The sequence below is a fragment of the Psychrobacter sp. 72-O-c genome, assembly GCF_904846605.1.
GTDB lineage: Bacteria > Pseudomonadota > Gammaproteobacteria > Pseudomonadales > Moraxellaceae > Psychrobacter.
On sequence record NZ_CAJHBI010000002.1, the window covers coordinates 122,546 to 147,917 of the forward strand.

Here is a 25,372-nt window from a genome sequence, read left to right on the forward strand (position 1 = left end):
TGACGAAAGTTTTTATTGAAAAGTTATCGATGTTAGGAATTAATTTTGTTTCGAATGAACAATAGAAAAAGCGCCCAGTATATAGGCGCTTTTTTAGTTATTGCTGATTACTGCTTAATTAAATTCTAGTCTAAGAAAGCAAAGCTTTCAATCGGCATCGCAGTCATGCTCTCGCTTGGGGCGACCATAGCTTCGGCGTGACCTGAGGTACGTGGCAGAAGTTTGTCAAAATAGAACTCTGCGGTTTGGATTTTGGCTTCGTAAAATTCTGGTGCTTCTGTACCGCCATTTTCTAGCTTGTCATAGGCTACTGCTGCCATGCGCGCCCAGTGATAGCCCATCATTACATAGCCTGAGTACATCAAGAAGTCATCTGAAGCTGCTGAGATAATTTCACGGTCTTTACGTGCCATTAGCATCAAGCGAACCGTTAAAGTATTCCATTCGGCACATAGCTTAGTTAACGCCCAAACAAATTTGCGCATGTCTTTATCAAGCGCGTATTCACCACACCATTTCATGATGCTCGAGGTATAGTCGCGGATGATTTTACCTTTTGACTGTAAGATAACTTTACGGCCTAATAAATCTAATGCTTGAATACCGGTCGTACCTTCATACATAGTAGCAATACGGGCATCACGAGCAATCAGTTCCATACCCCATTCTTTGATATAACCGTGGCCACCGTAGATTTGTTGACCGTGTTTGGCCGCTTCAATACCTAGCTCAGTTAAGAAGCCTTTTAGGATTGGCGTGTAGAAGCCAAGCTTGTCATCCCACTTTTCAAATTCTTCATCATCCTCATTAACAATGCCTTGTGCCATCTTATCCGCATAGCGTGCTGAATGATAAATCATTGAGCGACCGCCTTCGGCAAAGGCTTTTTGGGTCAATAGCATACGACGTACGTCCGCATGATGAATAATGGCATCAGCGACTTTTTCAGGATCTTTTGTACCTGATATTGCGCGCATAGAACGGCGATCTTTAGCATATGGTAGGGCGTTTTGGAATGACAATTCAGTATGTGCTAAGCCTTCGATACCGGTGCCGATACGCGCGGTATTCATAAAGGTGAACATGGCTTTGAGACCTTTATTCGGCTCACCAATGAGGTAAGCAACCGCCCCATCAAAGTTCAGTACACAAGTGGCTGATGAGTTGATACCCATTTTGTGTTCAATAGAACCACAAGTAACGCCATTACGCTCACCAATTTCACCTTCAGCATTCGGTAAAAATTTTGGTACGATAAATAATGAAATACCGCGTGTGCCTTCTGGAGCATCCGGTAGGCGTGCTAGAACAATGTGAACGATGTTTTCGGTTAAATCATGCTCACCACTTGAGATAAATATTTTGGTGCCGCTAAGCTTATAGCTTCCGTCATCTTGTGGTATGGCTTTTGACTTAACCTGGCCCAAGTCTGTACCACACTGTGGCTCAGTCAAACACATAGTACCAGCCCAAGAGCCATCTACCAATTTATGTAAATAGGTCTCTTTTTGCTCATCGTTACCGTATTGCATTATAGTATTGATACAACCGGTCGATAGACCAGGATACATCGCCCACGGCCAGTTTGCCGTACCGATCATTTCAGCTTTGATTAGGTTCAATGAGGTCGGTAAGTTCATACCGCCGTATTCTTCAGGATAAGAAATACCTTGCCAACCACCCTCTATAAACTGGTTGTAAGCTTCTTTAAAGCCTTTGGGCGTTGTTACCACGCCGTTATCAAAATGACAGCCTTCTGCATCTGCTGGCTGATAAAGAGGAGCAAGGACGTTTTCGGCAAAATCAGCCATCCCTTGCAAAACCATATCGACCGTTTCAGGATCGGCATTGTGGCCATTATCTAAGTCCTTATAATGAGTTTGAAAATCAAATACATCATTAATCAAAAACTTAATATCACGTAAGGGGGCTTTGTAAGTTAACATAGTCAGTCTCTTTATCTCGTTCGTTGACGTTGATTTACTAATTGGCTTTTATTCAGAGTATCTATTCAAAATGTCTATTCAAAGTATCAGGTATTAAGAGTCAGTTTTATTAAGTATGGCTTACTCATAATTTTTTAGTTTAAGAATTTCTTAACGAATCAGCTTGCCGCAAGAATATCCTTAGTATAAGTCTTCTACAGCGACAAATATATAATATATAACTAATATTCATGGTTCAACTAAAAAACAATAAATATAATTTATCAATAAAAGTTGATATACGACAAATAATCAACCGTAACGCATCAATTAAATGCTAGTGATAAGACGTTCATCAGAATGTCTCAAAAAGCCAAGCTATACTTACTAAACTAACGATAAACGAAATAGAGTCAAGTTAATTTATTTAATGAGGACAACATTTTATGGCTGTATCAAGGCATATGGTACCGCTTACCCTTTGGATCAAAAATGTACTTATTAGCTTTAAGAGCTTAATCCGTGGTGAGCTGGCGCATCTGCTAACGGTCAATCGAAGCCAGCGGCCGTGGCACATGCCGATTATTGCCGCTATTGCCATCAGCTTCCCCATATTTGTAGGGGCGTATTTCGGTGCGTTATCTTCAGGGATTAAAGCATCCTTAGGGGCAATGGTGATCTTAAACTTGCCATTAGTAGGCAAGCTGCCTTATCGCTTGGTGACGGTAATGGCATGGGGCTTTGCGATGTCGCTATGCTTTGCACTGGGACTTATAGCGCAACAAGTACCTATCATTAGACTGCCCGTATTTACGCTGATAGCCTTTGGTATTGTTATTTTTGGACGTTATTATCGTCAGCCACCGCCAGCAGGATTGTTTGTGATGATGGCGAGTGCCATCGCGCTCTTTATTCCCCTGCCACTGGTGCAAGTGTTGCCGGCGACGGGACTGGTGATGCTCGGTAGTGGCTTTGCCCTAACCATGGCGCTGCTATATTCGCTATTTTTATTAGCGACGCGTGAGATTATACCTGCGCCAACCCATACCTATCAGCCGGATACCATTATTGAAAGTATTATGGTCGCAGGCTTTGTCAGTTTGGCACTATTAATAGCAGTCATGCTGGAGATGTCTAATCCGTATTGGGCCGCGGTCAGCTGCTTCATTATTATTCAGGGCATTCATTTGCGTACCATGTGGATTAAGCAGTTTCACCGCTTGCTAGGGACATTAATAGGGGTAGGGCTGGCGAGCTGGATGTTATCTTGGGGGCTAGCAATATGGGGTGTGGCAGTTGCGATACTGATTATGATGCTCTGTATTGAGACCTTAGTCGATCGTCATTATGGGCTAGCAGTGATATTTATTACCCCGCTGACGATATTTATCGCTGAATATGGCAGTGGTTTACCGCTTTCACAGCAAGCTTATCAAAACGTTATTCACGCGCGCCTGCTTGATACCGCGCTTGGCTGTCTGGTCGGTCTTAGTGGCGGAATGGTCATGCAGTCAACAAATTTGCGCGTACCGCTTCGCCGTGTGGAAACTTGGCTACTGACTCGCTTTAGTTAGAATAGGAAAAAGTGGTTAGTAATTTATCATGTTATGGGCTTACGGGATCGCCACACCCACGCTACCTCAATCATGCTGATTGGTTTTTTAATGTAGCAGCCGCCTGCGCCACATCAATCACCTGTCCTGTCCAGCGCTCAAAGCTCAAAGCCGCTTGTCCAATAAGCATGCCATAACCGTCGGACGTCTGCGCACCGCGCGTGGCAAAATGCTGTAAAAAGGGTAACGCACGCCCATACATCATATCGTAAGCAAAATGGCAAGCTAGCTCATCGGCTAGTGGCAAGGTATCCCCTGACAGACCTATAGATGTTGCATTAACAATCAAATCAAAGTGTCCGGTCAAATCGGCAGTGGTGCAAGTATCAATATGATGCTGATTAATAGTAGGACTGGCGTTGCTCAGTTCTGAGACCAACTCTGTCGCCTTGCTCAACGTGCGATTAGCAAGGGTCAGCTGTCCAATACCCGCTTGTATGAGCGGCAATATCACCCCGCGCGCTGCACCGCCTGCGCCAATGATGGCGACCCGTGCGCCGTCAAGCGGCCAGCCTAATCTCGTAATATGATTGATCAATCCTTGGCCATCGGTATTGTCACCGTATAGCGCCTCGGCTATTGGTAAACCAGCGTCTAACAAGTCTTTATTTAATAAGAGAGTATTGACCGCCCCTGCAACTTTGGCATGTTCAGATAAGCCGCCACGCATCAGGCTGCAATCATAAGCCATTTGCTTAAACGGTACGGTCACATTAGCACCAATACCGCCGCCATGAAAAAACGCCTCAACCACAGCGGTAAAGCTGGCCGTATCATCAGGGCAGTACTGGCGCTGATAGCCAATATCAATCCCGACTTGCGCGGCGAATACTTGATGAATCTGAGGTGATTTACTGTGGGCAATGGGATTGCCAATAACGATAAAGTGCTGAGTCATCTGAGTCATCTGAGTCATAGCCTGTTATTAAGTAGCGGTCTGATATGCTAAATAGTGGTCTGATAGGTTAGCTGGTTGAGTTGCTGCTTCGCGACGGATGGCTTTACTATTATTTATTGCCAATCACTTTTAGCAAGTAAAACAATAAACCGTCCTTATCATAGGGGATAAAAATATCTTTAACAAATTTGTTCTATCTGGGATTGTTAACCGTAACGTAAAGGGTAGTCAAGTGTTAGGCAGTTGGGTACACTGTAAGGCATAAAAGTTCGTCATCAACACGCTCTAATGACAGCAACTTTATAAGAAAAATTGTTTATAGCAAATGATTCTTTATTATCGGCGGCATATCTGCCGGCCCGTTAATCCTATTTTGATACCAACCTAAAAAATGTGAGTAAATTACCCATGTGGAAGAACCCCCTACAGACTTTTGCGATCGGTATAACGATGGCAGTTGGCGTGTCATTGAGTGCGTGTGATAACTCTAAACCCGACACTGTTGAAGAGGCCGCCTCTGGTATTGGTACCGAGCAAGCACCTGACACAGAGTCGGTACAAGCAAATCCCACTCCAGAAGGAGACTTAGATGGTGCCACTGCTGGTCAAGGTACATCGGTGAGCTACGCTATATCAGCGTGGGACTCTGAGGAAGTAGAACCGCTCAAAATTGACGACCTTGATGGTATTAAAGCCACCTTCGGTAAAGTGGTAAGCACGGATGAAAATAGCCTAGACTATGCCAGTAATCCGGCGTCCAAATTTCGCTTCATGAAGGCTGATGAGCCTTATTTGGACCTCATCGACTCCGAGAAATATCTTGAGCTTGGTTGGTATTATGCCAATCCTACCGACTCTGATGAGGAAAAAGAGCTGAGTAAAGCACATGCCAAAAAGTCCTATAAACTGGCGCGGCAACTGATGGGTAATGAGGGTGGCAAGGTACTCGCTGATATACTCAACGGCCAAATCATCAAAAACAAAACCACTGGCGGACAAAAAATAGAACTGGCAAAATGTGAGTTTTATAGTTGTATGCTGGTACTTAATAAATCAAGTGAACAAACAGAGGCCAGTTAAATCATGATGTCTGGTTCTACGACTGATGCTGTTTCTGGCTCTATTTCTGTGCCTAATAGCTGGGTATGTCTACATTCACCAGACAATACTACGGAACTTGCGAATTGTGCAAATAATGTTGCGGTGACGCTAGACAATCGTGGGCTGACATACGCTGACGGATTTTTTACCACTATGGGCGTTATCGATGGTCTGATATTATGGCAAGATTACCATCATCAGCGCCTTATAACCCACGGCCACGCTTTGCAACTCGATATAGATGACCAAGCGCTGATTACTATGTTACAAATGTACGCTCAGCAACTCCAGCAAGGTATGCTTAAGCTAATCATCACCCGCGCTCCGCAAGCTATTCGTGGCTATGGCTTTACGCCGAGTGCTTCCGGTAGCGCGTGCGAGGTTTGGCTCAAATCTTCTGCTTTGCTGATTGCTACCGCTGAACATCTAGGCTTACCTGATGGGCGCGCAATTCTTATGCAGCCCGCTACGTCTGCCACCTGTTTGTCTGCGCAACTTGCCTGCCTACCGCCACCTTTAGCCGGTCTAAAAAGCCTCAACCGTCTTGATAATGTGCTTGCTAGCGGCGAGCTACAACGTATCAAAACAGCACAGTCGAATACTGGTGCAAAGGGGGGCGAAGTCTTAGGTGAAGGTCTGCTACGCGATATGACCGGAAACTGGGTTGAGGGCACGATGAGTAATGTGTTCTATCAATTATCAGACGCTCAATTAACCCCTGATTCGCAACCATTGTTAAACGTTAATAGTAGCAATGATATTAATACAAACTATCTGCTAAACGGGCAGTGGTTTACGCCGCCTATGACTCAATCGGGGGTCGCTGGAGTACAGCGCCAAGTGTTGATAGATGCTTTGTCTAAGACGGAACATCCGGTGCAGATGCGAGTTTTAAATGATGAGGATCTGCCTAATTTAACCCAGATGTTCTTCTGTAATGCGCTGCGTGGAATAATGCCAGTCAGCGAACTTAGATTGCCGGCGGGTGATAGCGTTCATTTATCAATATGACGTTTTATTCCCATTCAAAAATATTGTACTTAGTATCCATATAATCTTCTGAATCTAAGACGACTTCCTCACTTCTATAAAGTTGTTGAGCTTTTAGAAGTGCCGATTGCTCGTCTTCAGCGACAATCTTAACGATCTGGCTAAGGGTCTCAACAATTTCTATGTGAAAGTTCTTTTCTACTTTTACGTTTTTGCTCATGATATTCCCTCTCAAAATTATCAAACAACTTTAGTCATTTATATGATGTCTATTATGTCACTCGGATTATCAAAACGACTCAAGAGAAGTGATCGTCTTTTGTTACCTAGACTTGTGCCCTAAAGAAAAGTGATCAATGATCCTTTTTTAAAAAGGAGATAGATCAATGCGTCCAATCTATGAACAAAGCAGAATTCCTCTGCAAATTCGTCGCCTAATGATTTTTGATGAAATTTGTTGTAAGTCGCAAAAGTATCCTGACGAAGTTGTGTATTTAACCTCCGAATCTAAGCTAGCTTTAGGCGTCATGTATTTGCAGGAAAAGAAAAGGTATATAGCGTTTGGTGGGGTGTTTGAATATGCACACACACGCAAAGAAGTGATTGAGCAAGGCGTGCATCATCTGCCTCATGATGAATATGTGATGTGTGCCATTACCGTGAAACAACAAGCATTTACCAAACCTGTTCGTACGTCCACTGAGTTGTTATGGCATTGGAATCATTATATAAAGAATAGACGTTATACTTATTTGGGCCATGATGTTCAATATTTTTTCCCAGTGAATGATGAGTTAGAGATGGATTACCCTCCTCATAGATACCATAAGCATCTCGTTGCCACAATGCACTTACCACTTTGGGATAACCATAAAACGCTAACCACTCCTGCTTATGTTGATAAAAAAGGTCGTCTGAGACTTAAAGGCTATCCTGAAAAACGCTTAGTTTAATTTTCGATAATTACCACGGCCTAGGAACTCAATCATTCCTTTATCTCGTAATATTTGTAGCTGTTGGCGAATCTTGGCATGCACATTGTTATTGTTTATATATAGAGATTGTAGAACATCGCTAAAACTATAAACTTGCGCAAGCGTAAAACGCTCAGGTAGTTTGTCCACACACTTCATAACATCAAGTGTCCAACCACGAGATAATATAGATTGCTCTCGTAAAAATAGCGTTTGCTGAAATTGCTGCGTGACATTATTACGCGGTATCACCTGTTGATTTTTGACTAAAAAGACCTTGCCTGATTTTGGTACTTGGCGTAAGTCAATATTACAGCCGACCCAGCCCGCACGTTTTGCTGTCAAAGATAAAGGCTTACGCTTAACAATCATGTCCGGCTTAAAAAAATGCTTGGGGATAATCAAAAAATTATTGATAGTAAATGTTTTAGAATAGGTTAAAAAGAAGAAGCTAGGATTATTATTACTATTAATACGCTCAATCATAGTGTCATAAGCGCCATCGTTAATCACATTGCTCAATTTTGCCTTTTTACTTTTAAGCTCATATTGCTCATTACAATGAGAACAATAAAAATCAGCGACCGGTTGATTGTTAGCAAATTCAGATAACGGCTGAACGCTACAGTTAGGACAATAACCGTTGTCTTTTACCCAAGCCTCACTAAGCACACGAATAATTTGTGAAGGTGAGCGATAGTTGACAGCTAATTTAGTATCAAAGGTTAAATCCATAATGACCAGCCACTTTATAACAGTAAAAAGATGAATTAATTATTAGGCCAAATAGTAAGCCAAGTCAGATATTAACGAGCAAATCATTAATGGCTAAGCAAATGCCATTGAAAAGCGCACGGTTCAATGCTAAATTCTAACAAACTTCTGCCTCGCGAGTTGCCATGAGCAAGCCGACACCCGAAACACCTTCTGATTACCCTAATGATACTCCATCAAATAAACAAGATAGCGGGGTTAATAAGCCTGCTGATACGCCGCCAAAATCAGAGCCAGCAGCAGTTGATGAGGCGCGCGCGTCACAGGAGAAGACAGATGCGACCGCAGATAAGGTAGAAGCTGAAAAAGCGCCAGCGACCGATATCTCGTTGATCAGCGCAGACAAGACTTCGCGAAACTATGAAAAAGACAATCAATCGTTTTTTATGCAGCGCGGCTATCAGATATTGTTGGTACTTGGATTGATTGCTGGATTTTTATTAGTAATGGTCTATCAAACGCTGTTTGGTCGTATTACCCAGCCGCAGCAAAAGGTGACGATTGAGCAGGGCGATACCTATTATGGACTTTTACCGCAGTGGCAACAGCAGATTCCATTGTTCTCAGCCAGTATCGCCAAGCTGTATATTAAGTCGCAAGTCAATGCCCCATTGCACGCAGGTATTTATCAATTACCTGAGAACCCAACGATTGCTGAAGCGCTACAAGTGCTAGAGCAAGGCGCAAAAGTAGCAATGGTCAAGATACAAATCATCGAAGGTAAAACCTCAAAAGACTTATATCAGACCCTACGTGATACTAACGGCATCAAAAAAGAAGTGCTCGGCAATGATGCGGATAATGCCAGTATTGCCCAAGCGCTGGAACTCAGTGGTGTGCTTCCAGACTATGTAATTAACAGTGATGATCCTATTGTCAACCACAACCTTGAAGGTTGGTTTGCTCCTGATACTTATTATTATGGTGAAGGTGCAACGGATAAGCAGGTACTTACTGATTTGTATAAGCGTCAGCAGCAAGCGCTTACTAAGGCTTGGGAAAATCGCGCGCCAAATCTGCCTTACAAGAGCCCTTATGAAGCGCTGATTATGGCTTCTATTATTGAAAAAGAAACCAGCGTTCCTGAGGAGCGCCCATTGGTCTCTGCTGTCTTTAATAATCGCTTGAATCAAGGCATGCGCATGCAAACCGATCCGACCATTATCTATGGTATGGGCAGCCGCTATGAGGGCAATATTCGCCGAAAAGATATCGATGAAAAAACGGCTTACAATACTTATCAGATCGATAAATTGCCGCCTACGCCAATCTCATTGCCCTCAGCGGCTTCTATTGAAGCGACCCTACATCCTGCCGATAGCGAAGCACTATACTTTGTAGCGACTGGTAATGGCGGTCATAAATTTACCAATAGCTTGGCGGAACACAACCGTGCGGTACAAGAATACCTAGGCGTAATGCGTGAAAAAAAATCACAAACGCCACCACAATAAAGGCGGTAAAAGCGAGCATTGATTAGACAAGGATACAAAAGTGATGACAGTTATGCAGCACTCATAAAAGACACATGAAACATAAGGCAACATCATGTCAGCAGCTTTAAGCGTTACTCCTACTCAAACTAACACAGACTCTACGTCTACGGATAAAGCGCCCGTTGAGCTTGCACAACAAGGGCGCTTTATCAGCTTTGAGGGTACAGAAGGCGTTGGAAAAACGACTGCTATTGAGCAGTTGTGCGCGCGCCTGCAAGCGAATGGTGTTGACTATTTGCGCACGCGTGAGCCGGGTGGCAGTCCTTTTGCTGAGCGTTTGCGCGATATATTATTAGATCCTGCTACTGATATTACTGACGATACGGAGCTGCTGCTATTGTTTGCTGCGCGTTGCGATCATGTGCAACAGGTTATCCTGCCAGCCTTACAGCGCGGGTCGTGGGTAATCTGTGACCGCTTTACTGACTCGACCCTTGCTTATCAAGGCTTTGGGCGGGCACATGGAGATAAGGCAGTTTTGACCAAGATTGAAGCCCTGATTGCACAGTTTGTCCCGCGTTTACCTGAGCTGACTCTATGGTTAGATTTGCCTATATTAGAAGGCATGGCGCGTGCTGGCAAACGTAGCGAGGCAGATCGCTTTGAGCAACAGGCGACGGCGTTTTTTACGCGGGTACATGAGGGCTTTAGCGCGCTTGCTACTGAGAATCCTAAGCGCATTCAGCGTATTGATGCCTCAGGTAACGCTGATGAGGTAAGCGCGCGAGTATGGCAAGTGATGGAAACACAATTTAAGTTGGGCTAGCATAATACGATTTGAGATTATTAATCCTCAGTAACAAAAACCCCAGCTTGCCGTTTTTACTAGCAGCTGGGGTTTTTGTTATTACTTTTCATTAACGGTGTTTAAGACTAACACTTCTACTTTTTATCTGAATCCTTATCAGGATCAACACTAGCATCAATGCTGTCGTGATCTGAGTCGGGCAGACGGTTAGGATCAAGTGAGCCTCTCTTGGTCTTAGGAGCGCTGCCATTACCATTATTACTGGTGTTGATAGCGGTCTTGTCTTTTGACGTTGAGGGTGAATTATCGGACTTCACACCTTTAGCCTTTACGTTAGCCGACTGTTCTTTCGAAGTTACTTCTTTAGCTTTGATTTCTGATGTCGCTGTTGGCAATGTTGTCGCAGCGGCACTGGCAGATTCATCTTGCACAGTATCTTCCTTCTTTTCCTCTAACGACTCTTGTGCTGCCGCATCTACCACGCCATTAACCAATTCTTTTTCTTTACGCTTTTCAGGTGCTTTGGATTTGGCTTCAAAGTCAGCGTCGGCAACCGCGCGCGCTTGTTCTTGTTTGGCGGTGACATCTACTGCTTTTGGCTGGATTTCATCGTCAACTACCAAAGCTATAAGTTTGCGATCACGTGGGACGTTACCATCAAACTTATTAGTGATAACGTGGAGCTTGCCTTCTTTATCAAGAGTATAAAGCGGTACAAACTGCTTATTGTCGGCTTTATATTGGGCATAAGTGTAGCTGTCAGTGATATTGGTGATTTTAATCCGGGCCTTTTTCGATAGCATGCTGGCAAGTTTGGTATAAGTCACCTCTTTACCAAACAGCCATTGGGAATGGAAGTTTGATTGCTTATCATCGCGCTCGCTTTTGACTTTTTCATCACTGAATTTGAGGCGATAGAGCTTTCTTTCACCGAACTCGTGATGATAATGTATCTCAGATAAAGTATTCATCTCTTTATCCATACTCATCGCAAATAAGTGACCGATACCTATTAAGTCGAGATGGCGATCAGCATGGTCGGAGATGGGGTTACCAAAATAGGTGCGCAGACCACTCATACGCGCGCGAGCAATATTGGTATAGTTGTTGTGTGCCACAATGACATCAAAGCCTTGATCTTTTAAAGAGGTGGCGATCAATAGCGCTATAGGGTTGGAGCCGACTACTAAAATACCATTGGTCTCAGGTTCACGAACACCCAACCAGTTGCCGACCATTTTTGCGCCTAAGCCCTGAATCATCACCGTACCGATAATAACGATGAACACCAGCGGTACCAGTAGCTCAACGCCTTGGATGTCATATTCTTGTAAGCGAATGGCGAATAGTGATGAGATAGCTGCAGCCACAATACCGCGCGGGCCAATCCAGCTGATCATGAGCTTTTCATTGGTTTTTAGGTTGGAGCCAATAGAGGAGGCCCAGACTGATAAAGGGCGGGCGATAAACATCACTATAGCTAGTAACACGATACCGGCAAAGCCCACGCTCAGCAGACTCTCCAGCTCAACACGAGCGGCGAGAATGATAAATAGTACTGAGATCAATAACAGCGTTAGCGACTCGTTAAACTCTAAAATATTATCCCGTGGGAATTTTGGCCAGTTGGCCAGTGCCACGCCAAGTACCGTGACCGTCAATAGACCAGATTCGTGCTCTAGATGGTTGGATATCGAAAACAGGAGTAGGACAAAGGCGAGGGTAAAGACGTTGCGCAAAAATTCAGGCACCATATGTTTGCGCATTAAGAATGCTAGCACCCAGGCGCCAACCAAACCTAACACGGTCGCTAGTACTACAATCTTGGCAAATAGCAAAATGCTACTGGCCTCGCCACCAGAAATGATATATTCATAGATCAATACCACCGCAATCGCGCCGATAGGATCGATGATAATGCCTTCCCACTTTAAAATGTTGGAAATAGTTTTGTTAGGGCGGACACTACGCAGTAGCGGCATAATCACAGTTGGACCAGTCACGCAGACCAGTGCGCCGAACAGTAAGGCGATTAAGGGGTCGACATCGAATAGCAGGTAAGTTGACAGCGCCACGATGGCGATAGTAATGAGCACACCGACAGACACCAGCATCTGTACCACAGTACCGTGCTGCTTAATCTCATCGAACTCTAGGGTGAGTGAGCCCTCAAATAAAATAACCGCGACGCCCAAAGAGATAAATGGGAACATCAGATCGCCTAAGACTAAATCAGGATCAAAGATGCCTAGAACGGGTCCAACAATAATGCCAATCAGTAACAAAAACAAAATGGACGGTTGCTTTAAATACCAAGCCAACCATTGGGCGGCAATGCCAATCCCAACCACACCGGATAATAATAGGGCGGTATCCATAAATTAATCCTTTTATAATCTTGTCATACTTTATAACTATTAAGAGTTACTATAAGGTTCGCTGTAGTGAAATTATTGCAAACCGTAATAACCGCTTTAGCTAGCATGAGTCATGTCATGTATTAATACTATGTAGTAGCAGCAGGGACAAAAGCGCCCTGAGATAAACAGAACTAATCTGGGGTAGCAACAGAGGGTAAACAGAGGTGATGATAATCAGCTTAATAAACCTTGCGCTAGTAACAAGGCTTATTAATTGACTTTTGTTCAATTTTAAAGTTATTTGGCTTGTTATAATAGCATGGTTTTATTTTACTTATATCAAACGAGTCAGGCGCGATATGAGCCAGCCTTCTGTTTATTGGTCCGCTATGCAAATAGCCAAGTCCTAAGTTATCCTGCATAATAACTGCTAGCATAAAAGACATAAGAGAGTAGCCTTATAAGAGAGCCAGATAAGACAGCTATTGGATTTATCATACAACAGCTACGCCCATCACGCACATTTAAAATACCGCTTTAAATTTCGGTATTATTTATTATTAAGCGGATAGCTTTTATGTATATATGTGTAAGAAGGCCGATTGAACGACTCAAGCATTTTATGCGGATGCAAATACATGACAAGTTTACGAACAATCCTCAGAATTAATCTATAAACTGGCAAAGAGTTGCTATCCATAATCATTATAAAATGGACGCTAACCAACAATAAAAGATAGAAAGACCACTCAGATGGGGGACAATATGCTTAGACTGAAAACCACTAACAATAAGCAGAACTGGCTACAGCGTAGTACGCTAGCGTTAGCTGTTAGCACGACAATGATTATTGGCATCAGTGGTGCTGTTAGTGTTGTCGTAGCGCCAAGCGCTCAGGCGGCAGTCACTACCGCAGACTTTTCTGGTTTGGTTCAGCAAGTTACTCCAGGAGTGGCGCGTGTCAACGTTACTAAGACTGTTAGCGAAGCGGAGCTGGCTAAAGCGCAGACCGCTGAGCTGTTGCGACAGTTCTTTGGTGACCGCTTACGCATCCCTGATCAAGCAGTGACCCCAGCGATTGAACATGCTTATGGCACCGCTTTTTTTGTCACGAAGGATGGCTATATGCTGACCAATCATCATGTGGTAGAAGGGGCGGATAAGATTACCGTGACTCTTAATGACCGAACGGAGCTTGATGCGACCTTAGTTGGCAGTGACGAGCGCTCGGATGTGGCGGTCTTAAAAGTCGCGGGCAAGCAGTTCCCAGCCTTACCTATTGGCGATTCTAATATTATTAAAGTCGGTGAGCCGGTACTGGCTATTGGCTCGCCATTTGGCTTTGATTATTCCGCTTCCGCCGGTATTGTTAGTGCCAAGTCACGCAACTTTTCGCGTGAGACCAGCGTGCCATTTATTCAAACGGATGTGGCCTTAAACCCTGGTAATTCAGGTGGACCATTATTCAATCAGAGCGGTGAAGTTATCGGTATTAACTCACGCATTTTTAGTGGTACTGGCGGTTATATGGGGCTGTCTTTCTCTATTCCGATCGATGCGGCAATGGATATTTATGAGCAGCTAAAAACCAACGGCGAAGTAACGCGCGCCTATTTGGGTATATATCCGCAGGATATTGATCGCAATTTGGCCGAAGCTTATAAGTTAGTCCGCCCTCAAGGGGCACTACTGACCCGCGTATCACCAGACTCACCAGCACAAAAAGCAGGCTTGCAATCAGGTGATATTATTTTGCAATATAATGATATCGAGATTATGCGTGCGTCAGATTTACTGAACCTGATTAATCGAGCACGACCTAATGATTCATTTCTCGCTGACATTCAGCGTGATGGGAAGCAAATGACAATCAGCGGTAAGCTTAGTCACGCTCCTAATGACGTGCAGGCACAAGGTCATGACCAGCAAGAGGATGAAGTAAACTTAGGGCTGCGGTTACGTAATTTAACACCAGATGAGCAAGCAGAGCTGGCCGCTGATAACAAGACTGGTATATTAGTCACCACCGTTGAGCCTACCGGCTTAGCGGCGCGTTCAGGAATATTGGCAGGTGATATTATTACCAATCTGCACCAAAAGCCTATAACAAAAGTAACCGACTTTTCCAGCGCGATATCATCATTACCCAAAAAAGGAGTGGTTACCATTGCAGTGATGCGTCAAGGTATCCCCGGTATTATTGGTTTGCGTATTGAATAAACAACGGTTTTGATAGTGAGGTTGGTACACGAGTCTTGCTTTTTCGGTTGTGTCGTCTGACTATCGATGTGTTGACGATTCGTTAAAATAATCCAAAATATTTTATCAATATTGAGAAATTGCGCTAAACTAATTATTAAATTATAAGACAGTTACCCCTCAATAAAAGCCTTGCGTATATTGATAAATCGATAAACGAATCGCGAATTTCTGCTCAATTGATAGATAGTCGTCAAACCAAAATATGCTACACTAGCGGGCGTTTGTATAACTATCTTTATATAGCAACTGTATATTTGATAGACGCAAATAACATACGAAAATAACGCTAATGTTCAATTGAGCGCATAATAATTTTATAACGTTGACACCTTTGTATGGTGTATGAACGAACAGTATTAATATCGAGCAAAGCATTGTTATTAACTGAGTTATTAACATTGACCCTTGCAAACGATCTATCATGTGACAGCTTTGATAAAAGCTAGGATAATACGGTAAGGCACGGTTATGAGCACAGCATACGACGATATCAAAACCCAACTACAAGGCTCAATGGTAGCCTTAGTAACGCCCATGCATCCTGACGGTAAGGTCGATTATAAACGTCTAGCAGACCTCATTGATTGGCAGATTGAGCAAGGCACACATTGCCTCGTCGCTGTCGGTACGACTGGTGAATCTGCAACCTTATCCATGCAAGAGCATAGCGAGGTTATACGCTATTTCGTCCAGCATGTTAAAGGCCGCGTGCCAGTGATTGCAGGAACAGGTGCTAATAATACTACTGAAGCCATTAAGCTTACCCAAGATGCCAAAGACGCTGGTGCAGACTGCGCGTTACTGGTAGCCCCTTACTATAATAAACCGCCGCAAGAAGGCCTATATCAACATTATAAAGCGATTGCCGAAGCAGTCGATATGCCGCAAATGCTCTATAATGTACCGGGGCGTACCGTAGTCGATATTGCTCAAGAAACCGTTGAACGCTTAGCTGATATCGAAAATATTGTCGCTATTAAAGATGCCACTGGGTCTGTTGCCCGCGGTGAACAATTGATTAAGGCTGTTGGCTCGCGTTTGGTTGTACTATCAGGCGATGATGGTACTGCACTTGATCTTATGAAAGTAGGCGCTAAAGGTAATATTTCAGTCACTGCTAATGTTGCCCCAAAAGCGATGAGCGAAACCTTTACAGCCGCATTACGTGGTGATTTTACCGCTGCTAATAATATACATGATGCCATCAAGCACCTACATCGCGACCTATTTATTGAGTCCAGCCCTATTCCCGCTAAGTATGCTCTAAATAAAATGGGCATGATAGATACGGGTATCCGCTTACCACTAGTATGGTTAGCTAAAGAACATCATGCGACCATCGACGCCGCTTTAGTACGAGCAAACTTACTATAAGTATTAAGCGGGTTATTAGTTATAAACGCTCAGTAATTACTAATACTCAGTAATTATTAATACTTAGTAACTATTAATGCTCAATAAAACTTTCAAGTTTAAGAAAAAATGATCAGCTGGCCGCCTGAATGGGCGATGATTGCTCACTCTGAGAAACAATATAGAGATAATATGATTAAGACATCATTTACTACCCCAAAAACGTTTACTGTTATGCTGACCCTAATCTTGGGCAGTACTTTAGTCCTAAGTGGTTGTCAAACTGCAAAAGGCTTCATGGGTAAGCGAGATAATGGCAGCTTAGACTATCAACAAAGCGAAAAGCTGGCTCCACTGGAGCTACCAGCTGGGCAAGAAACGGCGCCATTCGTACCTTTATATCCGACCCCTAATGCGGGCGTAAATACGCTCGAGCTACAAAATGAGTCGGGTAAACAGTATCAACTGCCTAAGCCTGAGCGTGCAGTTGCGGTGAATACCGCTCCTTCTGAATAAACAAACGAACAAACCTCTATTCATACCGTTAGCGCTTTTTTATTGTCATTACTAATATCATTATAGCTATTGATATAATGGTTAGTACGGTAATATATAGCCCCTAACGGTAGCTGCGCGTTTTTACCACACAAGCTTGAACGAACAGGAACTCTCATGATGCAAAAACAACAACTGCTATATAAAGGTAAAGCCAAATCCGTCTATGAAACGGACGATAGTGACCTTCTTATTTTACACTTCCGTGATGATACTTCAGCTCTTGATGGCAAGCGTATCGAGCAGTTGGCACGTAAAGGCGAAGTCAATAACCGCTTTAATGCTTTTATCATGCAAAAGTTAGCCGATGCCGGTATTGAGACCCATTTTGAAAAGCAGCTGTCGAGCGACGAAGTACTAGTCAAACGGTTAGAGATGATTCCAGTTGAATGTGTGGTACGTAACTTTGCTGCCGGTAGTCTAGTGCGTCGTCTAGGCCTAGAGGAAGGGCAAGTATTGAACCCGCCCACCTATGAGTTGTTCTATAAAGACGACGCGCTCGGTGATCCGATGGTTAATGATTCGCTAGCAGTAACCTTCGATTGGGCAACTGAGTCGCAGCTGGCAAAAATGGAAGAGTTGACTTATCAAGTCAATGAAGTACTGAAAAAGTTGTTTGATGTTGGTGATTTAATGCTAGTAGATTTCAAGCTAGAATTTGGCGTCTTTCACGACCGTATCGTCTTAGGCGATGAATTCTCCCCAGATGGCTGCCGTATTTGGGACAAGAATAGCAAGAAGAAATTGGATAAAGATCGTTTCCGTCAGTCACTCGGTGATGTCATTGAAGGTTATGAAGAAGTGGCCAAACGTATTGGTGTGCCATTAAGCTAAGTGTGAAACTGAGCTAAGTGTTTAACTAACTTTATTGCAGTAAAAAACTGAGCCATGCGCTCAGTTTTTTATGTCTATTTCGATTCCCTTAGCATATTCAAAAACATATTCAAAAATATCGAGGGAATTAAAATGCGAGTGAATGCAGAATGGTTAGATCAAAGCGCAACGTACTAAGTGACAGATGACACAAACTAACACTTCAAAGCCCTGAGTATAGCCTTTATCATAGTGAAATTGAGTGTCCCCTGAATTATTTATTGATAATAACAAAAGGAAAATACAGTGTCGCAGGTTCAGTCAACTACCGAACAAATACCCGGTCTTGGGAAAGAACAAAACACCGCCTTAAAAAACCTCACGATTATAGGCTACCTAGAAGGCACTTCTTTCTTATTATTGCTCGGCATCGCCATGCCACTAAAATACATGATGGGCATTCCAGAAGGTGTGAAATATATCGGTATGGCACACGGTATATTGTTCATCGCCTATATCTTGATGCTTATGGTCGTAGTTAACAAAATAAAAATGCCAATCTGGGCCATGCCCGCAGGCGTACTCGGATCGTTCTTACCGTTTGGCCCGTTTATATTCGACCATTTGTTGAAAAAGAGTTTAAAGAAAAAGGTGTAGAAAGCAGACTAAAACCAGCCCTACTGCGGATGATGTAAGGACACCCCATCAAGCAGAACAGGTGATGAAGGAAAAACCACCACGTCGTCGCCTCCCTCTTGCCATGGCTGAAACTTAGTCATGGCTTGCAGAAAAAATGGGTGCTCCAACCAGTTTTGTAGCCACAGTCGTAGCTTCGGGTAAGGTAAGCTGTAAAAAACATCGCGATCCACATGGGCGAATTGGCGGACGAAAGGCATGATGCCAATATCGGCAATGGTTACTCTATCTCCCAGTAGGTAAAGGTTTTTAGTCAGTAACTCCTCTAGAACCTGTAAAAAGGCTTCACCCTGCTGCCGGTACTCTGTCTGGGTCATCTCAAGATGACGGTCGGCATATTTATAGCGATCCAGCCAATGTTTAAATTGGCTGTCGTTTTGCTCGATCAAAGTATTAGCCTGATGTAAAACCTTTGCATCCAATAGTCCCTGCGGATCTTTCTGCTCAAGCGCCCACGCCATTATCTCTCGGCTTTCTTCAATCACAGCGCCATCCACAGTAGCATCAAAAACTTGTAAAATAGGCACAGTGCCTTTTGGGCTAATCGCTAGCATCTGCGCTGGTTTATTTTTTAGAGTTATCTCCCGCAACTCCACCTGTACTTCGGCAAACAACAGGCCGAGACGGGCACGCATGGCATAGGGACAGCGACGAAAAGAGTACAGGCAATGAAGCGAGGAAGTCATAGGTATTTCTCGTAGTTGAATCGAGATCAGTCAGCTTAGAACCACTGATTCCAGTGGTTATTTAATCTTATCTTCGATCTCTATTATGGAGCGCTTAAAAGCACTTTCGATCTCTTTCTGGGCTTAGTCGGCTTAAGATTCACGATTTTTAAATATTCTAAACATGATAATCAACTGTTATGATAACTACTTAAGTTTGAAATGGAAGCTACTATCTTACTACTAGCCGTATTTGATTAAAAAATGTTATTCAAGTTAAAACAGTGAGGTACGTTAAAAGGTGATTATATTCTCTTGAATCAGATTCGGTACCCTAGTGAGGACTTGAATCTTCGGCTGTAGGCTATATATGCTAATAGGTAGAGCTATTAAAATCATGACAGTGTACTTTGTAGTGTACAGAACGTTAGCTTTTTAATCTTAAAAATAGTCATCATGATCAAATTTTCTAGATAGCTTTTATAGGAATAATTGGGTTTGCCGTGATGGCGGGCTTCTTAATTCTACTACTTATACTTAGGATCGGATTTAAACCTATAGTTAGAATTAGTAGTACATTTTTCAAAAATATCCTGATCAATTGCTTTGTTATAGCTATCTTGTAATTGTATCCTCGCAACACTTTGTTGGTCAGTAGTACAACTACTCCGATTCTTATAATCTTTTCTTTTATCGAGATTTTGATTATTCCAATCAAAAATACCGTAGTTACAAGCGGATAGACTTAAGCAGAAAACGATTGCCATAATACTAAAAAGCATTTTCTCCAATGATTCCATGATGTTATCTTCCTCAAAAGTGGTTCAAAGTAAGTTCGGTGCGCTATACAGTCATCGAACTGCTAGCTGTATGCTTAATACTTATAGTATCTCCCCTGTCCCTTAGTATCTAACTAGCTTTTTTATAACCATTTTCTAGTAAACATTTTTTATATAAATTAATCTCTTTAAACTTAACCTCGCATTGTCTACCTATTTTTGCTGCCTGCTCGTCAGTTCCATTAAACACGTACCCTGAGTTAATAGCTGCCTCATTCTGCTCTTGTAAGTATTCTTGGTTCCAATCTAGAAAACGAGTATCTACAGGATTTAAAAGTCCACTACAACCAGTTAAAAAATAACAGGTAAATACAGTATATATAATTTTAGAAATCATCTTACTCTCACTACATATATTTAGGATCAAATTTAAATTTATGGGATGACTTATCTAAGCATTTATAAAGAATGTCATCAGATGATTTATCAGGGTATACCCTATTAGAACCAGTTATTTCACCCTTCAAACCTATTAATAGACCACTCAAAATAGACCGCGCTTATGGAACTACTTATAACAGACTATCGAGCTTTGTGTATGTACACACTGCGCTAGACACTTAATGACGATTTACTGTCTCACAACGCTTATCTACTGACTCCCTCACGTATGAGCGTTACCGTTTCATGCGCTCAGTTTTTGTTATTTAAATTCGCTTAAATTTTTTGAATATTAAGCATTTGCTGTAACAGTCTTCGAACGCAGCTTAAACACTGTCCTCACGCCCTATTTTAGTTTTTATGCTAAGTTATTGACTATCTATACTTATATCATAAAGACAAAAATAAGGTCTAATAAATGCCATCTTCAAAAACGTCTACTCTTCAGCCTATTATATTAGAACCGTCATGGTTTGCCCGTCCAACTTGCGTGGTCGCCGCCGACTTGATTGGCAAGGTATTGTGTCGCCAACTGACGGATAGTGATGGCACGCAAAAAGTGCTGCGAATGCGTATCTCCGAGACCGAAGCTTATATAGGCAATGCTGATAGATCAGTTCAGGCGCATGTGGCAAAAGGAAAAGAAAAATCTGAAATCATGTATCGCGAAGGGGGCGTACTTTACGTATATCTGACTTATGGCGTTCATCATATGCTTAACCTAATCAGTGGGCCTCTAGAATCACCAGAATCGGTTCTTATACGGGCGGGTTTTTTGACGGCTGATAGTGATCGACTGGTAGAGGAGCAATTGCTCAGCGCGGATAAGCAGCTGACTCATCCTAAGCAACTTACTGGCCCCGGAAAATTGACTAAACGCCTGCAAATCGACCGCGATTTATATGGCAAGCCTATCAATCCAGAATCTAAGGTTTGGGTTGAAGACGACGGTTGCCTGCCGCCAGTATCGCTGCGCCCGCGTATCGGTATTGATTATGCTGGTGACGCTAAAGACTGGCTGCTGCGTTATATATGGACCGATCATCCCTCCTTATCGAAGAAGTAGAATATGACTGTTCATTCGACGTTACTTGCCCGAAGGTGTTTCTAAGAGATTTTTTCTTAAAGCTCTCTCAAAGCATTTTTAAATACATTTTTGAAGTTGGGTTTTCAATATTAGATCATAAGGTGGTGACATGTATAAGCTAACTGTTTTTATTCCTGAACAAGCTCTCAGCGAAGTAAAGTCCGCGCTGTTTGCAGCGGGTGCAGGGACGATCGGCAATTATGAACAGTGCTGCTGGCAGGTACAAGGAATGGGACAGTTTATGCCGCTGGCAGGTAGCTCACCGCATATCGGCACACATGACAGTATTGAAACAGTCAGTGAGTGGCGCGTAGAAATGGTGGTTAATGAGGTAGTAATTCATAGCGTCATTACAGCGTTAAAGCGTGCTCATCCTTATGAAACGCCTGCCTATGATGTGATCAAGGTATTAAGTTTTTAATACATTAGCTTATACAAGCTCCTTGTAATAACGTATTGCTGTGTTTATTCTGTTCCAGAATAAAAGTATAGGATAAAAAAAGTCAAATAAATCAAGGACTGATTTATTTGACTATAGGCGTCAACTCACAAATGATGCCAAAATTTTAGCTTAACATAGCAAAGTTAGTCTTGTTCAAAATCAGTCTTTTTTAACCTTGATGATATTTAAGTTCGGATAGCCGAGTAACATTTTAAAATCGTGAGAGCCACATCTGGCTACTGCTTCAAAGACCTCATTTCATTGACAGCTCGTTGCTTAGTGGCAGAATAACGCAAGTCTCTGTTAATACTGTCTTCAATATAGTCAGCGAAATGTAAAACTGCTACGGTGTTAGACTTGCTTGCTGTACCCATTGTACTATTGGTACTTATCTGGCTTGTAGTAGTTATAAAGTTTTTTGATTGTATTACCGATTTTTGTATCGGTCATCGTGTTTATACTCCCCGTGATCTTTATATTTACCTTTGTTTTTATGTTTGTCTTTTTTATGTTTGTCTTTTTTGTGGTGGTCTTTGTTGTTTTGATACTTATCATCTTGCCAATTATTATACCCGTCTCTTTTATTTGAGCTGATGAGTCTTAGACTAGGGTAGGTATATTTGAATTCATAGGCTTGATTGTTCTTTTTGGCATAAGCCGTAATTGCCCGATCACCACGATAGCTGTCAGATCTGATATCCATGACCCGATAGCCTTTACTACGTAGATCTTGACGCAGCTGTTGGCTTACGCGATTAAAACTATCGTTTCGATTATTATTATCGCCACGATACACGGGCTGATTGTCATAGCCTGGACCTACAACGGTACAACCAACAGTCGTGCCTAACAAGGTAACTGCGAGACCAGCGGATAGGGCAGTCTTTAGCGAAAAAAGATGTGAAATTTTCACGATGAAATCTCCAATAATAGATATTAAATCAATAGCGATGGGGTTGTTTTTGACCTCTTAAAATACAACGTAGGCTATAAAGGGTCTAGTTTAATAGCAAGCGCAAAAATTTCTATTTTGTTTATATCTGATTAATTACCGTCGTATATATTTGAAATATTTTCTTACATTATTCATAGTAAAGCATAAAACTTGATAGAATATGTAGTTTACGTTAATAACTTGTAATCAATGCAAACGCTCGTTTACTTATTGCGCGCTTTGAATAAGCAAAATTTTGCTCATAGGCTTTCTATGGCTAAGACTCTAATGATAGTTTGTTTAGATAATAAAAGCTTGAATAGGTAGGCATAGCAACAAAGAAAAGGAGTAATCATGCTGTTTAAGCTTATTTTATTCTCGGGTTTTGCTGGTGCAACGGTATTTATAGGTGGGTTACTGGCCAATTTGTTTGACCACCACATCAAAGAGAGCCCCGTAAAATACGAGGTAATTCATACCTTAATGTCATTTGGGGCGGGTATTATCCTATCGGCACTAGCGTTAGTGTTAGTGCCTAAAGGCATGGAAGAATTGAGTGTTTGGGGAGTAATGGGCTCTTTCTTGCTGGGCGCGGTGTTGTTTATGGCTATTGATCGCCATTTGGCAAAGTCCGGTGGTCAGCAATCGACATTACTAGCGATGATGATGGACTTTGTCCCCGAGTCTATCGCGTTGGGCGCTGTATTTGCCATTGAACCGAAGACGGCGACACTATTGGCAGTCTTTATCGGTCTACAAAATTTGCCAGAGTCATTTAATTCGTTTCGTGACTTGGTACAAAGCGGTTTTAGTGTCAAAAAGACCTTAGCTATATTTTTCGGTCTGAGCTTCTTTGGTATTCTCTCAGCGCTTATCGGTCATTTCTTGTTGAGTCAGCATCCTAACCTCACTGCGCATCTGATGATATTTGCTAGTGGGGGAATATTATATTTACTCATTCAAGACATCATTCCTGAGAGTAAGTTGGATAACAACCATTTGACCTCACTAGGCGCCTCGCTTGGGTTTTTAGTGGGTGTCGTTGGTGAAATGTTGATTTGAAAGTAAATAAAAAAAAGTAAGGAAAGTAAGAAGAAATGACTCATTATAAAGCGCTTGTAAGCATATGCTTACAAGCAAAGACGCTCACGCGACTTAACAACAGGGCAACAATTTGACACTATAGACGTACGGCATCAGGGAGTGTGACTCAAGGCTTGAGTTTACCGTATTATGGATAATAATTCAGTTACTAGCATCAGGATGGTAATGGTAACTGAAGAAAGGACACATATCCCGTGCTGGTGGTAGATAATGCCAATAGTAGTTGTACGTAATGGGTAGGATGCCCAGCTGTCACGACGCACTTAATATCTTGCAAGGATGCAGCGATTGAAGTGGTGATGGGTAACATGGATCGTTAACAATAAAGCCGCATAACAATTAATTGCTATGCGGCTTTATCGTGTCTAGAGTTTATGACAATTATGAGCGATATAAAATTATGAGCGATATAAGAAGCACTTACATAAATAGCGCTACCGAACATTAAAATTTAGTTGGCCTCTTTTTTTCCCGATACCTACACCCCACTCTTTTTTAGTGAATTTTTATAAGAGATCATTATATTAAGTTCTTATAAAATTGCTATTATTTAACTTCCTAACTGTTAAGCGAAAAAAACCGCATGTTAATTACATGCGGTTTTTTCTATATTGATAGCTCATACAAAGTTTTATTTGTGATGTATCTATCAATTAATATTTGTTATCACGGCGCCATTCATCTACTTCACGTTCAGCATCGTCCTTAGCATGACCATAACGCTCTTGCACACGACCGACTAGCTTGTCGCGGCTACCTTCGATATGGGTGAGATCATCATCAGTTAAGTCGGCCCACTTCTGTTTTACTGAGCCTTTCATCTGATTCCATTCACCTTTTAGGGTATGTTCATTCATGGTTATATTCCTCTTTCTATTTATTAAATTATTGACCGTAATACTTATATTGTAATGGATGTTTTTTTAGTTATTGCTTTTCATCACCGATTTTATTATTGCTTTGCTATACAAGCGCTTAGCTTGTAGCGCTAAATATAGGCGGTTTAGATTGTGTTGTCTGTATACGCAATGTTTATAGTGTTACTTAATTATAAGAAACGCCCTGTATATGTTATCCATATGAATACTGTGTTATAGCAGGCGTAAATTATGTCTACCGTGCGTAACGATGATTAATAATTCATCGAAGCAATTTTTACTGATATAAATAAGTAGCAGAGAACTTATTAAAAAGAAACCTAGATTAACACACCAAGTGCAACGCTAAATAATGTCATAGAATACCTGATTTGGTGTTTTGAATCCCAATCGTTTTCTTGGTCTGCTATTTAATCTGTCCTCAATGGCTTGTACCTCATCATCGGATACTTGTCTAAAGTCACAGCCTTTAGGCAGGTACTCT

General features: G+C 42.2%; 24 protein-coding genes. 14 read left to right on the forward strand and 10 right to left on the reverse strand.

Features of this window, described 5'->3' with window-relative positions:
- Positions 1 to 125: 125 nt before the first annotated feature.
- Positions 126 to 1,946, reverse strand: coding sequence for an acyl-CoA dehydrogenase C-terminal domain-containing protein (locus tag JMX97_RS01160; protein ID WP_201554297.1), 1,821 nt, complete (start codon positions 1,944 to 1,946; stop codon positions 126 to 128).
- Between the two features lie 425 nt (positions 1,947 to 2,371).
- Between JMX97_RS01160 and JMX97_RS01165 the strand changes: the two genes are divergently transcribed.
- Positions 2,372 to 3,499 (forward strand): FUSC family protein, encoded by a 1,128-nt coding sequence (locus JMX97_RS01165; RefSeq protein ID WP_201554299.1) that lies wholly within the window; start codon positions 2,372 to 2,374, stop codon positions 3,497 to 3,499.
- 70 nt (positions 3,500 to 3,569) lie between these two features.
- Here the strand turns inward: JMX97_RS01165 and aroE are convergent, their stop codons facing one another.
- On the reverse strand, positions 3,570 to 4,436 hold the full coding sequence (aroE, locus tag JMX97_RS01170; protein ID WP_201554344.1) for a shikimate dehydrogenase: 867 nt from the start codon (positions 4,434 to 4,436) through the stop codon (positions 3,570 to 3,572).
- A 408-nt stretch (positions 4,437 to 4,844) separates the two neighbouring features.
- Between aroE and JMX97_RS01175 the strand changes: the two genes are divergently transcribed.
- Together JMX97_RS01175 and JMX97_RS01180 are read left to right on the forward strand one after the other, a co-directional pair.
- Positions 4,845 to 5,516 (forward strand): hypothetical protein, encoded by a 672-nt coding sequence (locus JMX97_RS01175; protein WP_201554301.1) that lies wholly within the window; start codon positions 4,845 to 4,847, stop codon positions 5,514 to 5,516.
- A gap of 3 nt (positions 5,517 to 5,519) precedes the next feature.
- Positions 5,520 to 6,548, forward strand: a complete 1,029-nt coding sequence (locus JMX97_RS01180; RefSeq protein ID WP_227671394.1) for an aminotransferase class IV — start codon at positions 5,520 to 5,522, stop codon at positions 6,546 to 6,548.
- Positions 6,549 to 6,552: 4 nt separating this feature from the next.
- On the opposite strand, the gene JMX97_RS01185 is transcribed toward JMX97_RS01180, so the two are convergent.
- The gene (locus JMX97_RS01185; protein WP_201554302.1) at positions 6,553 to 6,747 is read right to left on the reverse strand and encodes a DpnD/PcfM family protein; all 195 of its coding nucleotides are present in this window, start codon (positions 6,745 to 6,747) and stop codon (positions 6,553 to 6,555) included.
- A 166-nt stretch (positions 6,748 to 6,913) separates the two neighbouring features.
- Here JMX97_RS01185 and JMX97_RS01190 point away from each other — a divergent pair, with 166 nt between their 5' ends.
- Complete coding sequence (locus JMX97_RS01190; protein WP_201554303.1) at positions 6,914 to 7,480, forward strand: hypothetical protein; 567 nt, start codon at positions 6,914 to 6,916, stop codon at positions 7,478 to 7,480.
- On the opposite strand, the gene JMX97_RS01195 is transcribed toward JMX97_RS01190, so the two are convergent.
- Positions 7,472 to 8,236 carry a DpnI domain-containing protein gene (locus JMX97_RS01195; protein WP_201554304.1) on the reverse strand — a complete coding sequence of 255 codons (765 nt, stop codon included), beginning with the start codon at positions 8,234 to 8,236 and terminating at the stop codon, positions 7,472 to 7,474. The genes JMX97_RS01190 and JMX97_RS01195 overlap by 9 nt on opposite strands.
- A 164-nt stretch (positions 8,237 to 8,400) precedes the next feature.
- Here JMX97_RS01195 and mltG point away from each other — a divergent pair, with 164 nt between their 5' ends.
- Both mltG and tmk read left to right on the forward strand, forming a co-directional pair.
- Positions 8,401 to 9,729, forward strand: a complete 1,329-nt coding sequence (gene mltG, locus JMX97_RS01200) for an endolytic transglycosylase MltG (RefSeq protein WP_201554305.1) — start codon at positions 8,401 to 8,403, stop codon at positions 9,727 to 9,729.
- Between the two features lie 94 nt (positions 9,730 to 9,823).
- Positions 9,824 to 10,537: a dTMP kinase gene (gene tmk / locus JMX97_RS01205; RefSeq protein WP_201554306.1), complete on the forward strand. Its 714-nt coding sequence runs from the start codon at positions 9,824 to 9,826 to the stop codon at positions 10,535 to 10,537.
- Positions 10,538 to 10,653: 116 nt separating this feature from the next.
- Here tmk and JMX97_RS01210 read toward each other — a convergent pair whose 3' ends face one another.
- Positions 10,654 to 12,897 carry a cation:proton antiporter gene (locus tag JMX97_RS01210; protein WP_201554307.1) on the reverse strand — a complete coding sequence of 748 codons (2,244 nt, stop codon included), beginning with the start codon at positions 12,895 to 12,897 and terminating at the stop codon, positions 10,654 to 10,656.
- A gap of 825 nt (positions 12,898 to 13,722) precedes the next feature.
- Here JMX97_RS01210 and JMX97_RS01215 point away from each other — a divergent pair.
- From JMX97_RS01215 to JMX97_RS01235, 5 genes are all read left to right on the forward strand, one after another.
- The gene (locus JMX97_RS01215; RefSeq protein ID WP_227671401.1) at positions 13,723 to 15,099 is read left to right on the forward strand and encodes a Do family serine endopeptidase; all 1,377 of its coding nucleotides are present in this window, start codon (positions 13,723 to 13,725) and stop codon (positions 15,097 to 15,099) included.
- 510 nt (positions 15,100 to 15,609) lie between these two features.
- Entirely contained in the window at positions 15,610 to 16,515 is a 906-nt protein-coding gene (gene dapA / locus JMX97_RS01220; RefSeq protein ID WP_201554317.1) for a 4-hydroxy-tetrahydrodipicolinate synthase, read from the forward strand.
- Positions 16,516 to 16,623: 108 nt separating this feature from the next.
- Complete coding sequence (locus tag JMX97_RS01225) at positions 16,624 to 17,010, forward strand: hypothetical protein (RefSeq protein ID WP_227671395.1); 387 nt, start codon at positions 16,624 to 16,626, stop codon at positions 17,008 to 17,010.
- 159 nt (positions 17,011 to 17,169) lie between these two features.
- Positions 17,170 to 17,883 carry a phosphoribosylaminoimidazolesuccinocarboxamide synthase gene (gene purC / locus JMX97_RS01230; RefSeq protein WP_201554349.1) on the forward strand — a complete coding sequence of 238 codons (714 nt, stop codon included), beginning with the start codon at positions 17,170 to 17,172 and terminating at the stop codon, positions 17,881 to 17,883.
- Positions 17,884 to 18,168: 285 nt separating this feature from the next.
- Complete coding sequence (locus tag JMX97_RS01235) at positions 18,169 to 18,519, forward strand: DUF3817 domain-containing protein (RefSeq protein ID WP_201554318.1); 351 nt, start codon at positions 18,169 to 18,171, stop codon at positions 18,517 to 18,519.
- Between the two features lie 20 nt (positions 18,520 to 18,539).
- On the opposite strand, the gene JMX97_RS01240 is transcribed toward JMX97_RS01235, so the two are convergent.
- The 3 genes from JMX97_RS01240 to JMX97_RS01250 all read right to left on the reverse strand — a co-directional run bounded on the left by JMX97_RS01240 (position 18,540) and on the right by JMX97_RS01250 (position 20,399).
- On the reverse strand, positions 18,540 to 19,244 hold the full coding sequence (locus JMX97_RS01240) for a glutathione S-transferase (RefSeq protein ID WP_201554319.1): 705 nt from the start codon (positions 19,242 to 19,244) through the stop codon (positions 18,540 to 18,542).
- Between the two features lie 506 nt (positions 19,245 to 19,750).
- On the reverse strand, positions 19,751 to 20,023 hold the full coding sequence (locus JMX97_RS01245) for a hypothetical protein (protein WP_201554320.1): 273 nt from the start codon (positions 20,021 to 20,023) through the stop codon (positions 19,751 to 19,753).
- 109 nt (positions 20,024 to 20,132) lie between these two features.
- Positions 20,133 to 20,399 (reverse strand): hypothetical protein, encoded by a 267-nt coding sequence (locus tag JMX97_RS01250; protein WP_201554321.1) that lies wholly within the window; start codon positions 20,397 to 20,399, stop codon positions 20,133 to 20,135.
- 462 nt (positions 20,400 to 20,861) lie between these two features.
- On the opposite strand from JMX97_RS01250, the gene JMX97_RS01255 reads away from it, so the two are divergent.
- Both JMX97_RS01255 and JMX97_RS01260 read left to right on the forward strand, forming a co-directional pair.
- The gene (locus tag JMX97_RS01255) at positions 20,862 to 21,509 is read left to right on the forward strand and encodes a DNA-3-methyladenine glycosylase (protein ID WP_201554322.1); all 648 of its coding nucleotides are present in this window, start codon (positions 20,862 to 20,864) and stop codon (positions 21,507 to 21,509) included.
- Between the two features lie 130 nt (positions 21,510 to 21,639).
- Positions 21,640 to 21,951 carry an NGG1p interacting factor NIF3 gene (locus JMX97_RS01260; RefSeq protein WP_201554323.1) on the forward strand — a complete coding sequence of 104 codons (312 nt, stop codon included), beginning with the start codon at positions 21,640 to 21,642 and terminating at the stop codon, positions 21,949 to 21,951.
- Between the two features lie 448 nt (positions 21,952 to 22,399).
- Here JMX97_RS01260 and JMX97_RS01265 read toward each other — a convergent pair whose 3' ends face one another.
- Complete coding sequence (locus JMX97_RS01265; RefSeq protein ID WP_201554325.1) at positions 22,400 to 22,885, reverse strand: hypothetical protein; 486 nt, start codon at positions 22,883 to 22,885, stop codon at positions 22,400 to 22,402.
- Positions 22,886 to 23,260: 375 nt separating this feature from the next.
- Here JMX97_RS01265 and JMX97_RS01270 point away from each other — a divergent pair, with 375 nt between their 5' ends.
- On the forward strand, positions 23,261 to 23,968 hold the full coding sequence (locus tag JMX97_RS01270) for a ZIP family metal transporter (RefSeq protein WP_201554326.1): 708 nt from the start codon (positions 23,261 to 23,263) through the stop codon (positions 23,966 to 23,968).
- 695 nt (positions 23,969 to 24,663) lie between these two features.
- On the opposite strand, the gene JMX97_RS01275 is transcribed toward JMX97_RS01270, so the two are convergent.
- Entirely contained in the window at positions 24,664 to 24,867 is a 204-nt protein-coding gene (locus JMX97_RS01275) for a CsbD family protein (RefSeq protein WP_201554329.1), read from the reverse strand.
- Positions 24,868 to 25,372: the final 505 nt, after the last annotated feature.

Excerpts from the sequence above, each read along its gene's own strand:
- JMX97_RS01160 (WP_201554297.1), bottom strand. The coding sequence starts at position 1,946 with ATGTTAACTTACAAAGCCCCCTTACGTGATATTAAGTTTTTGATTAAT.
- JMX97_RS01165 (WP_201554299.1), top strand. The coding sequence starts at position 2,372 with ATGGCTGTATCAAGGCATATGGTACCGCTTACCCTTTGGATCAAAAAT.
- aroE (WP_201554344.1), bottom strand. The coding sequence starts at position 4,436 with ATGACTCAGCACTTTATCGTTATTGGCAATCCCATTGCCCACAGTAAA.
- JMX97_RS01175 (WP_201554301.1), top strand. The coding sequence starts at position 4,845 with ATGTGGAAGAACCCCCTACAGACTTTTGCGATCGGTATAACGATGGCA.
- JMX97_RS01180 (WP_227671394.1), top strand. The coding sequence starts at position 5,520 with ATGATGTCTGGTTCTACGACTGATGCTGTTTCTGGCTCTATTTCTGTG.
- JMX97_RS01185 (WP_201554302.1), bottom strand. The coding sequence starts at position 6,747 with ATGAGCAAAAACGTAAAAGTAGAAAAGAACTTTCACATAGAAATTGTT.
- JMX97_RS01190 (WP_201554303.1), top strand. The coding sequence starts at position 6,914 with ATGCGTCCAATCTATGAACAAAGCAGAATTCCTCTGCAAATTCGTCGC.
- JMX97_RS01195 (WP_201554304.1), bottom strand. The coding sequence starts at position 8,236 with ATGGATTTAACCTTTGATACTAAATTAGCTGTCAACTATCGCTCACCT.
- mltG (WP_201554305.1), top strand. The coding sequence starts at position 8,401 with ATGAGCAAGCCGACACCCGAAACACCTTCTGATTACCCTAATGATACT.
- tmk (WP_201554306.1), top strand. The coding sequence starts at position 9,824 with ATGTCAGCAGCTTTAAGCGTTACTCCTACTCAAACTAACACAGACTCT.
- JMX97_RS01210 (WP_201554307.1), bottom strand. The coding sequence starts at position 12,897 with ATGGATACCGCCCTATTATTATCCGGTGTGGTTGGGATTGGCATTGCC.
- JMX97_RS01215 (WP_227671401.1), top strand. The coding sequence starts at position 13,723 with ATGATTATTGGCATCAGTGGTGCTGTTAGTGTTGTCGTAGCGCCAAGC.
- dapA (WP_201554317.1), top strand. The coding sequence starts at position 15,610 with ATGAGCACAGCATACGACGATATCAAAACCCAACTACAAGGCTCAATG.
- JMX97_RS01225 (WP_227671395.1), top strand. The coding sequence starts at position 16,624 with ATGATCAGCTGGCCGCCTGAATGGGCGATGATTGCTCACTCTGAGAAA.
- purC (WP_201554349.1), top strand. The coding sequence starts at position 17,170 with ATGCAAAAACAACAACTGCTATATAAAGGTAAAGCCAAATCCGTCTAT.
- JMX97_RS01240 (WP_201554319.1), bottom strand. The coding sequence starts at position 19,244 with ATGACTTCCTCGCTTCATTGCCTGTACTCTTTTCGTCGCTGTCCCTAT.
- JMX97_RS01245 (WP_201554320.1), bottom strand. The coding sequence starts at position 20,023 with ATGGAATCATTGGAGAAAATGCTTTTTAGTATTATGGCAATCGTTTTC.
- JMX97_RS01250 (WP_201554321.1), bottom strand. The coding sequence starts at position 20,399 with ATGATTTCTAAAATTATATATACTGTATTTACCTGTTATTTTTTAACT.
- JMX97_RS01255 (WP_201554322.1), top strand. The coding sequence starts at position 20,862 with ATGCCATCTTCAAAAACGTCTACTCTTCAGCCTATTATATTAGAACCG.
- JMX97_RS01260 (WP_201554323.1), top strand. The coding sequence starts at position 21,640 with ATGTATAAGCTAACTGTTTTTATTCCTGAACAAGCTCTCAGCGAAGTA.
- JMX97_RS01270 (WP_201554326.1), top strand. The coding sequence starts at position 23,261 with ATGCTGTTTAAGCTTATTTTATTCTCGGGTTTTGCTGGTGCAACGGTA.
- JMX97_RS01275 (WP_201554329.1), bottom strand. The coding sequence starts at position 24,867 with ATGAATGAACATACCCTAAAAGGTGAATGGAATCAGATGAAAGGCTCA.